The organism is Gottfriedia acidiceleris (assembly GCF_023115465.1).
Taxonomy (GTDB): Bacteria; Bacillota; Bacilli; order Bacillales; family Bacillaceae_G; genus Gottfriedia; species Gottfriedia acidiceleris_B.
Genome location: NZ_CP096034.1, coordinates 3,071,854 through 3,084,879, shown reverse-complemented (window position 1 = coordinate 3,084,879; position 13,026 = coordinate 3,071,854). Strand labels below are relative to the sequence as shown.

Genomic DNA, 13,026 nt, shown 5'->3' with positions numbered 1-13,026 from the left:
GATTAACGACGGTTTAAAATTACATAACATTTTATGTTTGCATAACGTAGATAGTTAAATCGAAATGATGTAAACCTAAAATCAAAAATGATGCTAACTGACGTTAATCTATTTTTTAAAGGATAAAGATAAATTATTGGAAAAATAATATTGTAATATGATAAACTACATTAACTATTGTATATGAAAGGGTTTTCTATATAAAAACATAGAATATTTAATTCTTTTCTACTAAAGTATTTACAGTATATTCTGTAAGAGATACAATAGGGATGTGTTTTAATTTGTCTTGTTCTAAAAGGGGAGGATGGATCATGAATATCCATGAGTATCAAGGGAAAGAAATCCTACGAAGCTATGGCGTCAAAGTACCAAACGGTAAAGTTGCATTCACTGTTGAAGAAGCAGTAGAAGCAGCTAAAGAATTAGGTACAGCTGTATGCGTAGTAAAAGCTCAAATTCACGCTGGTGGCCGCGGTAAAGCGGGTGGCGTAAAAGTAGCGAAAAATTTAGATGAAGTAAATACATATGCTAGTGAAATTCTAGGTAAAGTATTAGTTACTCATCAAACTGGACCAGAAGGTAAGGAAGTTAAGCGCTTACTTATCGAAGAAGGCTGCGATATTAAAAAAGAATATTATGTTGGTTTAGTTTTAGACCGCGCTACTTCACAAGTTGTATTAATGGCTTCTGAAGAAGGTGGAACTGAAATTGAAGAAGTAGCAGAAAAAACACCTGAAAAAATCTTTAAAGAGTATATTGATCCAGCAGTAGGTCTACAAGGCTTCCAGGCTCGTCGTATTGCGTTCAATATCAACATTCCAAGCAACTTAGTAAACAAAGCTGTAAAGTTCATGATGGGCTTATATGCTGCGTTTATCGAAAAAGATTGCTCAATCGCTGAAATTAACCCATTAGTAGTTACAGGTGATGGAGAAGTAATGGCATTAGATGCAAAGTTAAACTTTGACTCAAATGCTTTATATCGTCATGCAGATATTCTAGCTTACCGTGACTTAGAAGAAGAAGATCCAAAAGAAATCGAAGCTTCTAAGTATGACTTAAACTATATTTCTTTATACGGAAATATCGGATGTATGGTTAATGGTGCTGGTCTAGCAATGGCTACAATGGATATCATCAAACACTACGGTGGAGATCCGGCTAACTTCCTTGATGTGGGGGGCGGTGCTACAGCTGAGAAAGTTACAGAAGCGTTTAAAATCATCCTTTCTGACCAAAATGTTAAAGGGATTTTCGTTAATATCTTCGGTGGCATCATGAAGTGTGATGTTATTGCTGAAGGTGTAATCGAAGCAACTAAACAAGTTGGTTTACACTTACCATTAGTAGTTCGTTTAGAAGGAACGAATGTTGAATTAGGTAAGAAGATTCTTAATGAGTCAGGCTTAAACATTGTTGCAGCAGATTCAATGGCTGATGGCGCTGAAAAAATCGTTGCACTTGTAGGCTAAGAAAGGGAGGATAAAAATGAGCGTATTCATTAATAAAGATACAAAAGTCATTGTACAAGGTATTACTGGTTCACAAGGCTTATTCCATACAACTCAAATGTTAGAGTATGGTACTAAAATCGTTGGTGGTGTAACTCCTGGTAAAGGTGGAACTGACATTGCTGGCGTACCTGTATTCAATACAGTTAAAGATGCAGTTGAAGCTACTGGTGCTAATGCATCTGTAATCTACGTACCACCAGCATTTGCTGCTGATGCGATCATGGAAGCAGTTGATGCAGAATTAGATATCGCAATTTGTATTACAGAAGGTATTCCAGTACTTGATATGGTAAAAGTTAAAAAGTACATGGAAGGCAAAAAGACAAGATTAGTTGGTCCTAACTGCCCTGGTGTTATCACTCCAGATGAGTGTAAAATTGGTATCATGCCTGGTTACATTCATAAAAAAGGTCATGTAGGAATCGTATCACGTTCTGGTACATTAACATATGAGGCTGTACATCAATTAACACAAGCTGGTATTGGTCAATCTACAGCTGTAGGTATTGGTGGAGACCCTGTAAATGGAACAAACTTCATCGATGTATTAAAAGCATTCAATGAAGATCCAGAAACTTATGCAGTTATTATGATTGGTGAAATCGGTGGAACTGCAGAAGAAGAAGCTGCTGAGTGGGTACAAGCTAATATGGCGAAACCAGTAGTAGGATTCATTGGCGGTCAAACAGCTCCAGAAGGTAAACGTATGGGACATGCTGGTGCAATCATCGCAGGCGGTAAAGGTACTGCTAAAGAGAAAATGGCTACAATGGAAAGCTGTGGCATTAAAGTTGCACTTACTCCTGCAGTAATGGGCGAAACTTTAATTGGTGCATTAAAAGAGCGTGGCTTATATGAACAATGTAAGACACATGAAGCTTTAGTATAATAATGATTAAATAAGTAGCCTCCGATAGGAGGCTACTTTCTTATAAGAAAGGAGAATACATGAAAAAGAAAATTCGACTTATTCATTTGCATCATTTTTTATTTGAAAACTATCAAGCAATCAAGAAGATTCTTCTCTTTGATCCACATTTAGAAAACCTCTATCGATATTCACCTTCTACATTTAAAACTACATTTCAAATGACTACCAAAGCCGCTGAAACATTATATAATCAACTTCATTCAACTTCCATTTTTGATATTTTAAAAGAAAGCTATAAAAAAAATATTAAAATTATTACAATTTATGATGATTTATATCCGGATTTGTTAAGGGAAATATGTGATCCTCCGTTCGTTTTATATTTAAAAGGTAATCAAAAAATTCTTAATGAACAATTCATGTTGAGTATAATTGGAGCTAGAAAACCAACTTTATTTGCGAAAATTATTTGTGATTCAATAATATTAGGGCTGATAAGAGAAAATTGTGTTATTGTAAGTGGAATGGCATCTGGATGTGATTCAATTGCACATAATTCAGCTATTTTCCACAATGGATCAACGATTGCAGTTGTCGGATGTGGGTTAGACTATATTTATCCGAAAGAAAACCGTAACTTATTTAATGAAATATCATTAAATCATTTAGTTATTAGCGAATATCCATCTTATATTAGACCAGAAAAAAGATATTTTCCTAGAAGAAATAGAATTATTGCTGGGTTATCAAAAGGTTTAATCGTTTTAGAGGCTAAGGAGAAGAGCGGGACGATGATTACTGCAAATTTTGCAATTCAATATAATAGAGAGGTATTTGCAGTGCCAGGTCCGATTATAATGGAAGAATATAAAGGAAATCATCGATTAATTCAGGATGGAGCGAAGTTAATTACATGTACAAATGATATTTTAGAGGAATTTTAGGAATAGACTAAAAAATAAAAAAATATGTTTAGATTACAAAATATTGACAATACTAATGCGACTTGTGTTATTTTATATCTAAATAAAATTTGACTAATGTATAGAATTAACTATACAATTTGAAATTGTATGAAGGAAAATCAAAAATATAAATTGAACTCTTCTTATTATGAATCTATTTGAGAATACATAAGAATAAAAGAAAGAAATAAGGAATACAGAGAGTAATGAATAGGAAACTCTCGGGAGGCTTAAAAGATGGCAGAAAATTTAGTTATAGTGGAGTCCCCTTCAAAGGCTAAAACAATAGAAAAGTATTTAGGTAAAAAATTCAAAGTAATCGCATCAATGGGACATGTTCGAGATCTACCTAAAAGCCAGATGGGGATTGAAATAGAAAACGATTACAACCCAAAATACATAACAATCCGTGGAAAAGGTCCAGTTTTAAAGGATTTAAGATCTGCTGCGAAAAAAGCAAAAAAAATCTATCTAGCAGCCGATCCAGATCGCGAAGGTGAAGCAATAGCATGGCATATTGCGAATACACTCAATATCGATACATCATCGGATTGTCGTGTAGTGTTTAATGAAATTACAAAAGATGCTATAAAAGAGTCTTTTAAAAAACCTAGACCAATTAATATGAATTTAGTTGACGCACAGCAAGCAAGACGGGTATTAGATCGTTTAGTAGGGTATAACATAAGCCCATTACTATGGAAGAAAGTGAAAAAGGGCTTAAGTGCTGGTCGAGTTCAATCTGTCGCTCTAAGACTGATCATCGAGCGAGAAAAAGAGATTGAAAGCTTCCAACCTGAAGAATATTGGACAATTAAAAGTAAAGCTTTAACAAAGAAAGAAACATTTGATACTTCTTTTTACGGAGTTAATGGTAAAAAATTGGAATTGAATTCTGAAACAGACGTGAAAAATGTTTTATCACAAATAAAAGGTGATCACTTTGAAGTTCAGAGTGTTACAAGAAAAGAACGTAAACGTAATCCAGCAACTGCTTTTACTACTTCCTTATTACAACAGGAAGCAGCTAGGAAATTAAATATGCGTGCAAAGAAAACGATGATGATTGCACAGCAATTATATGAAGGGATTTCCCTAGGTAGTGGAGGACAGGTCGGATTAATCACATATATGAGAACTGATTCAACTAGAATATCCGATGTTGCCGCTGAGGAAGCAAAATCTTATATAATTGATACTTATGGTGCAGATTTTGTTGCTACAAATAAAAAAAGCGAAAAAAAATCAGATAAAGTACAAGATGCACACGAAGCAATTAGACCAACGTCAACTTTACGTTCGCCTGATACAATCAAAGCACATGTTAGTCGTGATCAATATCGTCTTTATAAATTAATATGGGAACGTTTTGTTGCTAGTCAGATGGCATCAGCCGTACTAGATACGGTTAAAGTTGATTTAATTAATAATGATGTAATATTTAGAGCTAATGGGTCAGTAGTTAAATTCCCTGGCTTTATGAAGGTATATATAGAAAGTAATGATGATGGCACAGAAGAAAAAGATCGAATCCTTCCACCATTAGCTGAAGGTGAAAAAGTTAAATTAGAAGATATATTACCTGAACAACATTTTACTCAACCACCTCCACGTTACACGGAAGCTAGATTAGTAAAAACGCTTGAAGAGTTAGGAATAGGTCGACCATCAACATATGTACCAACTCTAGAAACGATTCAGAAACGTGGATATGTTTCCTTAGATAATAAACGATTTGTACCTACTGAACTAGGGCAAATAGTATTTGATTTAGTCGTTGAGTTTTTCCCAGAAGTAATTAATATTGAGTTTACGGTTCAAATGGAAGGTGACCTTGATAAAATTGAAGACGGCAATGTGAACTGGATTCAAATCATCGATCAATTTTATAGAGGTTTTGAGAAACACTTAGAAATAGCTGAAAAAGAAATGCAAAAAGTTGAAATTAGAGATGAACCTGCTGGAGAAGACTGTGAACTATGTGGAAGCCCGATGGTATTTAAAATGGGCAGATACGGTAAGTTCATGGCGTGCTCGAACTTTCCAGATTGCAGAAATACAAAAGCAATTGTAAAAGATATTGGTGTCAAATGTCCTACATGTAAAGATGGGAATATAATTGAACGAAAATCGAAAAAGAATCGAATATTCTATGGATGCACGAATTATCCAGAATGTGAATTCTTATCTTGGGATAAGCCAATTGCAAGACCTTGTCCGAAATGTGAAAACTTATTAGTTGAAAAGAAAATGAAAAAAGGTATTCAAGTTCAATGTGTATCTTGTGACTACAAAGAAGATCAACAAGTGTGAGTAATTAATATACTTACCTTTAGAATGCCAGCAATAATCAGTCTGAAATTCATATTCCCTAAAGACTTGTCCAAATAAAAGTGTGAGCAATTAATTTGCTCACTTTTACTTTTCATATCAACTTTTTATTAAGAAATCTTTAAGAAAAAAATTATAAAATATTATTACGTAATTTTGATTGAATCAGCGTAGAAGGAGTTAACAATGAAAGAACAATTTATTAATGTAATTGGAGCAGGTTTAGCAGGAAGCGAGGCTGCGTATCAAATCGCCAAAAGAGGAATTAAAGTACATTTATACGAGATGAGACCAGTTAGACAAACACCTGCTCATCATACAGATAAGTTTGCTGAATTAGTTTGTAGTAATTCACTAAGAGCGAATACATTAACGAACGCTGTAGGTGTATTAAAAGAGGAAATGAGAAGATTAGATTCTGTGATTATTCGATCTGCTGATGAGTGTGCTGTACCAGCAGGTGGTGCGTTAGCTGTAGACCGACATGAGTTTGCAAGCCGTGTAACTGAGTATGTAAAAAATCATCCAAATGTAACTGTGCATAACGAAGAAATGACTAAAATTCCTGAAGGACCTACAGTTATCGCAACAGGACCTTTAACATCACCTGAATTATCACAGCAATTAAAAGAATTAACAGGTGAAGATTATTTTTATTTTTATGATGCAGCGGCTCCAATAGTAGAAAAAGAAAGTATTGATTTGAATAAAGTATATTTAAAATCAAGATATGATAAAGGTGAAGCAGCTTACTTAAACTGCCCAATGACAGAAGAGGAATTTGATCGTTTTTATGAAGCATTAACTACAGCAGAAACAGTTCCTTTAAAAGAATTTGAAAAAGAGATTTTCTTTGAAGGCTGTATGCCAGTTGAAGTAATGGCTAAACGCGGTAAGCAAACATTACTATTTGGACCAATGAAACCAGTAGGCTTAGAGGATCCAAAGACTGGTAAAACTCCGTATGCAGTTGTCCAACTACGTCAGGATGACAGTGCTGGAACTTTATATAATATAGTAGGATTCCAAACGCATTTAAAATGGGGACCTCAAAAAGAAGTTTTGCAATTAATACCTGGCCTAGAGAATGCTGAAATTGTACGATATGGTGTAATGCATCGAAATACCTTTATAAATTCACCGAATCTATTAGAGGCAACATATCGTTTTAAAGGTCGTGAAGATTTATTCTTTGCAGGTCAAATGACTGGAGTGGAAGGTTATGTAGAATCTGCAGCATCTGGTTTAGTAGCAGGAATAAATGCAGCTAGATACGTAATGGAGAAAGAGTTAGTCGTATTCCCAGCTGAAACTGCAATTGGAAGTATGGCTAATTATATAACGACAACAAGTGCAAAACACTTCCAACCTATGAATGCTAATTTCGGTCTGTTCCCTCGACTTGATGTCAAAATTAAAAGAAAACAAGAACGATATGAAGCATATGCAAACCGTGCATTAGAATCAATTATGAATTTTGTAGAATGTTAAGAAAATAAATTGCAAATAGCTACTTAATATGTTAGTATGTAGTGGCTTGTGAGGAGAAATTACCTTGAATATTAAAATATTGTGTCAATTATTCATTCAGTATTTACAATTAGAGAAAAACTCTTCACAATACACATTAAATAGTTATAAAAAAATTGTTGAACAATTTCTAGTTTTTATGGAGCAACAATCCATTATTTCATTTTCTTCAGTTACTTATTCTGATGTTCGTCTCTATTTAACAACTTTGCATGACAAACAGCTATCAAGACGTACAGTCTCAAAGCATATTTCTTGTTTAAGAAGTTTCTATCGTTTTCTTATGAGAGAAAATGAAGCAAAAGAGAATCCTTTTGTACTAGCATCACTTCCTAAAAAAGAAACTATGATACCAAGATTTTTATACAAGGAAGAACTTGAAAAACTATTTAAGATTAGCGATCTAGATACGGAACTTGGACAAAGAAATCAAGCTCTTTTAGAATTGCTATATGCTACCGGAATCCGAGTAAGCGAATGCTGTAATTTGAAATTAAAAGACATAGATTTTCAAATTGGGACTATTTTAGTAACGGGCAAAGGGAATAAACAGCGGTATATTCCCTTTGGCAGTTATGCAGAAAAAGCTCTTCATACATATATAGAAGATGGCCGAAATAGACTGATAGTAGCTAACAAGCAAATGAATGACGATCTTTTTTTGAATCACCGTGGTACAAAACTAACGGCAAGAGGTGTCCGTGGTATATTAGAAAAAATGATCAAAGATACTTCGTTGACTAATAAAATCTATCCACATATGTTAAGGCATACCTTTGCTACACATATGCTTGATAACGGTGCTGATATTCGTAGTGTTCAAGAATTACTTGGGCATGAGAATTTATCATCTACTCAAATCTATACACATGTAACGAAGGAAAGATTACAAAAGGTATACAATTTACATCATCCTAGAGCATAAATTCGCTCAATTTTAGAAATTAACGACATTTCTAAGGAGGATTCACATGTCCAATTTTCATGCTACAACGATTTTCGCAATCAGACACGATGGTAAAAGTGCCATGGCTGGTGATGGTCAAGTAACTTTTGGAAATGCAGTAGTAATGAAGCATACTGCAAGAAAAGTAAGAAAGCTTTTTAATGGAAAGGTTTTAGCTGGTTTTGCAGGATCTGTTGCAGATGCATTTACTTTATTCGAACTTTTTGAGGGCAAGTTAGTTGAATATAATGGAAATATTCAACGAGCTGCTGTTGAATTAGCAAAAAAATGGAGAACAGATCGAGTATTACATAAACTTGAAGCATTGCTAATCGTAATGGATCATAATTCATTATTATTAATTTCTGGTACTGGTGAAGTAATTGAGCCTGACGATGGAATTCTTGCAATCGGTTCTGGAGGGAATTATGCCCTTGCAGCAGGCCGTGCGCTAAAGGAAAACGCAGGGGAAAATCTTTCAGCAAAACAAATTGCATATGCTAGTTTAAAAACTGCAAGTGATATTTGTGTGTATACGAACGGAAATATAATATTAGAAGAATTAGAATAGGAGAGTGTATTATGAGTACTTCTTTCACGCCTCGTCAAATTGTTGAAAAACTTGATCAATATATTGTTGGACAACACCAAGCGAAAAAAGCAGTAGCAATTGCACTCAGAAATCGATATCGTAGAAGTTTACTTGAAGAGTCATTCCGTGATGAAATTTCACCAAAAAATATTTTAATGATTGGTCCAACAGGTGTTGGTAAAACTGAAATTGCTAGAAGGATGGCAAAACTAGTTGGCGCGCCATTCATTAAAGTCGAAGCTACAAAATTTACAGAAGTTGGTTACGTTGGTAGAGATGTAGAATCAATGATTCGCGATTTAGTCCAAACTTCTATTCGAATTGTAAAAGAAGAGCGTATGAATAAGGTGAAAGATCAAGCTGAAAAAAATGCGAATCAAAGATTAGTAAAACTTCTAGCACCAAGTACAAAAAAACAAGCTTCATTCAAAAACCCACTTGAGATGCTTTTTAATCAAGATTCACAAAACTCGAATGCTGAGCAAGAAGAGAATGACACAGAATTAACATCTAAAAGAAGAAATATAGAATTTCAATTATTATCTGGAAAACTAGAAGAAGATCTTGTGTCTATTGAAGTAGAGCAACAACAAGCTCCGATGCTAGATTTTATGCAAGGAACTGGAATGGAACAAATGGGAATGAACTTCCAGGAGTCAATAGGTAGTCTATTTCCAAAGAAAACTAAAAAAAGAAAGCTTACTGTTAAAGAAGCTCGTAAGATTTTAACGAATGAAGAAGCTCAGAAATTAATCGATATGGATGAAGTAGCCCAAGAAGCAGTTTATAGGACTGAGCAATTAGGTATTATTTTCATTGATGAAATTGATAAGATTGCAAGTAAACAAAACTCTACTCAAGATGTTTCGAGAGAGGGCGTACAAAGAGACATATTACCAATCGTTGAAGGAAGTACAGTTGTGACAAAATATGGACCAGTTAAAACGGATCATATTCTATTTATTGCAGCTGGTGCATTTCATATTTCAAAACCATCAGATTTAATACCTGAATTACAAGGTCGCTTCCCAATTCGTGTAGAATTAGGGAAATTATCTGTTGAAGATTTTGTTCGTATATTAGTTGAGCCTGATTTTTCAATTATTAAACAATATAAAGCTTTATTGTCTACAGAAGGTATACAAATCGAATTTTCTGACGATGCTATACGTAGAATAGCACAAATAGCATTTGAAGTTAATCAGACTACGGATAACATAGGCGCAAGAAGATTGCATACTATTATGGAAAAGCTCCTTGAAGACCTATCGTTTGAAGCTTCTGAAATTCAAATGGGAACAATTATGATTACACCACAATATGTAAATGAAAAGCTCGCAAATATTGCAAAAGATAAAGATATAAGTCAATTCATTTTATGATTTTGTTAAAGAACATTTTTGAATTCAGCCATGAGATTGCTAAGAAGTTCAAAGGAAATGTACAATTAAATAGGAGGCATTTAGAAAGATGCAATTATTAGAAAAAACAAGAAAGATTAATAAGTTATTACAACAATCTGCAGGGAAGCCAGTAAACTTTAAAGAAATGGCAGATACATTAGAAGAAGTTATTGAATCAAATGTATTTATTTTAAGTCGTAAAGGGAAATTATTAGGGTACGGTCTTCACCAAAAAATCGAAAATGAGCGTATGCAAAAAATGTTCAGCGATCGCCAATTCCCTGAAGAATATACACAAAACCTATTTAATATTAATGAAACATCATCAAATATAGACATCAATAGTGAGTACACTGCATTCCCAGTTGAAAATAAAGATTTATTTTCTGGTGGTTTAACAACTATCGTACCAATTATTGGTGGTGGTGAGCGATTAGGTACTCTTGTTCTAGCTCGAATTAATCAAGATTTTGAAAATGATGATTTAATCTTAGCTGAATATGGCGCTACAGTAGTAGGTATGGAAATTCTACGTGAAAAAGCAGAAGAAATTGAAGAAGAAGCTAGAAGTAAAGCAGTTGTACAAATGGCTATTTCATCTCTTTCTTATAGCGAATTAGAAGCAATCGAACATATTTTTGAAGAATTAAACGGCTATGAAGGTTTATTAGTAGCAAGTAAAATTGCTGACCGAGTAGGAATTACAAGATCTGTTATCGTAAACGCACTACGTAAATTAGAAAGTGCTGGTGTTATCGAGTCAAGATCACTAGGAATGAAAGGTACTTATATTAAAGTACTAAATGACAAATTCTTATTAGAGTTAGAGAAATTAAAATCTAACTAATGAATAAAGTAACTTCTTAAAGAAGGTAAAAGTTAATATTAAGTTTAAACCTTTTCTCAATTAATATTTGGGAAAAGGTTTTTTTGTCTTTATTAAATTTAAAAATGATTGAGTTAATTTTAAAAATTTATATTTTAGAATAAAAAGATTTGTTAAATAGAGACTATTTTCCTTTTTTGTATAAATGAAATATATTGACGAATTGGAAATTATGGTATGATTAAAAAATATTTACTTGATTATAGTGATAAAATATAAAAATTATTTTTGTGAGGGAATTAGATAATAGAATTGTAATGGTGTTTTTTCTTTTGGTTGCTTTCAAATTCATTGTTGTTTTTTAGTATATGTCAGTTATTTCCACTCTAGATACATACTCTCCTTAAGACGAAGATAAAGAAGTGCAATATTAAACAAGTAGGAAAAGTTTTAGATCTAGCTTACTTTTATTAGTCTTAACCCTATTTGAAGACTACCTCATTAGCTTTAATAAATTTTTGTCATAAACAGTTAATTACTAAACAACAATTATTCAAAAAAGGCTACTTTTTTGAATAGTTCTTCTTAAGTATAACTAAAATTAGGTTATTCTAAAGATTAATCTATTCTATTAAAAATAGAATTCTGGAATATATGTACAATTATTTTAAAAAAATGAAAATAATTAATCTGTGTTATTGTGCTAAATAAAATTTCACATTATTTTAAAGAATGAGTGAACACATTAAAGAATTTTAATAATATAATTTATATAAGGATAGAAAAATGAACACTTTTTTATCAAAACTTACATTGAAAAAGCATTTTGAGCCTTAGTATAAAATTATACAATACGTGGTGCTTATCTATGCGAAATGAATTGATTCGTACCGAATATTGAATAAAATTAATAGATTCATATTTATTACTATTTAGCCGTTTAATAATAGGGAATTGAAAGGCTAAATAGTAATAAAAAAAGAATTTTATGAACCGATTCTAGATATATTGTAATCTCCTTTTGATGAATTCACTCGACTACTTGGGAAATCGACATGATCTTACATATTTAATTCAATAGCACAAATAAAACTTGAGTAAAGTTTAATTCCTTTTATTAAATGTTGCCCTAAAATTTTATTTTCACCAAAAATCACTATTTATAACAAATTGTCAATCAAGTATTAAACATATTATGGTAATTCGCTGAGGTGAAAGACGTGTTGCAAGTTCAAAAAAATGTTTCACAAGGTTATTGGAAAATGTGGATTGAAGATCGTGATTTAGATGCCGGAGATGCGTTAATGCGGATTTATATGCCACTAGTTCACTTTCAAGTAAATCGTATAGCTCAAAGATTACCTTCAAGTGTCAGCAGAGATGATTTACACAGTTTAGCGATGATGGGCTTATATGACGCACTAGAGAAATTTGACCCAAAAAGAGATTTAAAATTTCAAACATATGCTTCAATTAGAATAAGTGGTAATATATTGGATGGTCTTCGTAAGGAGGACTGGTTACCTAGATCAATTAGAGATAAAGCAAAAAAAATAGAATGTGCAATTGAAAAGTTAGAACCGGCTCTTGAACGAAAAGCTACACCTGAAGAAATAGCACTGTATACTGGCTTTTCTTCGATGGAAGTTGTTAATGTCATAAATGATGTGTTTTTCTCTAATATGTTGTCTATAGATGAACAAATTAAAGATGCTGGAGAGGGACAAGTTAATTTCATTCATACAATAAAAGATCATGAAACAGCAACACCAGAAGAAATGCTACTGAAAGATGAACAAATAAGACTTCTTGCCAAGACGATTGTAACGGAATTAAATGAAAAAGAACAGCTAGTAATAAGTTTGTATTATCATGAAGAATTAACATTTACTGAAATTGGAACAATTATTAATTTATCAACTTCTAGGGTTTCCCAGATTCATGCTAAATCCATTTTTAAATTAAGGGATCTTTTAAGTAAAAATAAAATATAGTGGCGGCTCGTAAACTCTACATTGATTTCATTTAGAGAGTTAATGGCAGTC

The 13,026-nt window shown here is 32.8% G+C and carries 10 protein-coding genes; all 10 read left to right on the top strand.

The genetic code is table 11. From position 1 onward, the window contains the following. Nucleotides 1-314 precede the first annotated feature (314 nt). The 10 genes from sucC to MY490_RS14575 all read left to right on the top strand — a co-directional run bounded on the left by sucC (nucleotide 315) and on the right by MY490_RS14575 (nucleotide 12,975). Nucleotides 315-1,475: an ADP-forming succinate--CoA ligase subunit beta gene (sucC, locus tag MY490_RS14620; protein ID WP_098234358.1), complete on the top strand. Its 1,161-nt coding sequence runs from the start codon at nucleotides 315-317 to the stop codon at nucleotides 1,473-1,475. Nucleotides 1,476-1,491: 16 nt separating this feature from the next. Continuing rightward, nucleotides 1,492-2,406: a succinate--CoA ligase subunit alpha gene (gene sucD, locus MY490_RS14615; RefSeq protein ID WP_056470883.1), complete on the top strand. Its 915-nt coding sequence runs from the start codon at nucleotides 1,492-1,494 to the stop codon at nucleotides 2,404-2,406. 59 nt (nucleotides 2,407-2,465) lie between these two features. Continuing rightward, complete coding sequence (dprA, locus tag MY490_RS14610) at nucleotides 2,466-3,332, top strand: DNA-processing protein DprA (protein ID WP_248266371.1); 867 nt, start codon at nucleotides 2,466-2,468, stop codon at nucleotides 3,330-3,332. A gap of 258 nt (nucleotides 3,333-3,590) precedes the next feature. Beyond that, nucleotides 3,591-5,666 (top strand): type I DNA topoisomerase, encoded by a 2,076-nt coding sequence (topA, locus tag MY490_RS14605; RefSeq protein ID WP_248266370.1) that lies wholly within the window; start codon nucleotides 3,591-3,593, stop codon nucleotides 5,664-5,666. A gap of 204 nt (nucleotides 5,667-5,870) precedes the next feature. Further along, nucleotides 5,871-7,175, top strand: a complete 1,305-nt coding sequence (gene trmFO / locus MY490_RS14600) for an FADH(2)-oxidizing methylenetetrahydrofolate--tRNA-(uracil(54)-C(5))-methyltransferase TrmFO (protein WP_248266369.1) — start codon at nucleotides 5,871-5,873, stop codon at nucleotides 7,173-7,175. A 64-nt stretch (nucleotides 7,176-7,239) separates the two neighbouring features. Then, nucleotides 7,240-8,139 carry a tyrosine recombinase XerC gene (xerC, locus tag MY490_RS14595; protein ID WP_069034515.1) on the top strand — a complete coding sequence of 300 codons (900 nt, stop codon included), beginning with the start codon at nucleotides 7,240-7,242 and terminating at the stop codon, nucleotides 8,137-8,139. A gap of 46 nt (nucleotides 8,140-8,185) precedes the next feature. Beyond that, on the top strand, nucleotides 8,186-8,731 hold the full coding sequence (gene hslV, locus MY490_RS14590; protein ID WP_056470870.1) for an ATP-dependent protease subunit HslV: 546 nt from the start codon (nucleotides 8,186-8,188) through the stop codon (nucleotides 8,729-8,731). 11 nt (nucleotides 8,732-8,742) lie between these two features. Beyond that, nucleotides 8,743-10,134: an ATP-dependent protease ATPase subunit HslU gene (gene hslU, locus MY490_RS14585; RefSeq protein ID WP_248266368.1), complete on the top strand. Its 1,392-nt coding sequence runs from the start codon at nucleotides 8,743-8,745 to the stop codon at nucleotides 10,132-10,134. An 88-nt stretch (nucleotides 10,135-10,222) separates the two neighbouring features. Continuing rightward, on the top strand, nucleotides 10,223-11,002 hold the full coding sequence (gene codY, locus MY490_RS14580) for a GTP-sensing pleiotropic transcriptional regulator CodY (protein WP_088069443.1): 780 nt from the start codon (nucleotides 10,223-10,225) through the stop codon (nucleotides 11,000-11,002). A gap of 1,202 nt (nucleotides 11,003-12,204) precedes the next feature. Next, the gene (locus MY490_RS14575) at nucleotides 12,205-12,975 is read left to right on the top strand and encodes a FliA/WhiG family RNA polymerase sigma factor (protein WP_432707011.1); all 771 of its coding nucleotides are present in this window, start codon (nucleotides 12,205-12,207) and stop codon (nucleotides 12,973-12,975) included. The last annotated feature ends 51 nt before the right edge of the window (nucleotides 12,976-13,026 follow it).

Excerpts from the sequence above, each read along its gene's own strand:
- codY (WP_088069443.1), top strand. The coding sequence starts at position 10,223 with ATGCAATTATTAGAAAAAACAAGAAAGATTAATAAGTTATTACAACAA.
- trmFO (WP_248266369.1), top strand. The coding sequence starts at position 5,871 with ATGAAAGAACAATTTATTAATGTAATTGGAGCAGGTTTAGCAGGAAGC.
- hslU (WP_248266368.1), top strand. The coding sequence starts at position 8,743 with ATGAGTACTTCTTTCACGCCTCGTCAAATTGTTGAAAAACTTGATCAA.
- topA (WP_248266370.1), top strand. The coding sequence starts at position 3,591 with ATGGCAGAAAATTTAGTTATAGTGGAGTCCCCTTCAAAGGCTAAAACA.
- sucD (WP_056470883.1), top strand. The coding sequence starts at position 1,492 with ATGAGCGTATTCATTAATAAAGATACAAAAGTCATTGTACAAGGTATT.
- sucC (WP_098234358.1), top strand. The coding sequence starts at position 315 with ATGAATATCCATGAGTATCAAGGGAAAGAAATCCTACGAAGCTATGGC.
- dprA (WP_248266371.1), top strand. The coding sequence starts at position 2,466 with ATGAAAAAGAAAATTCGACTTATTCATTTGCATCATTTTTTATTTGAA.
- hslV (WP_056470870.1), top strand. The coding sequence starts at position 8,186 with ATGTCCAATTTTCATGCTACAACGATTTTCGCAATCAGACACGATGGT.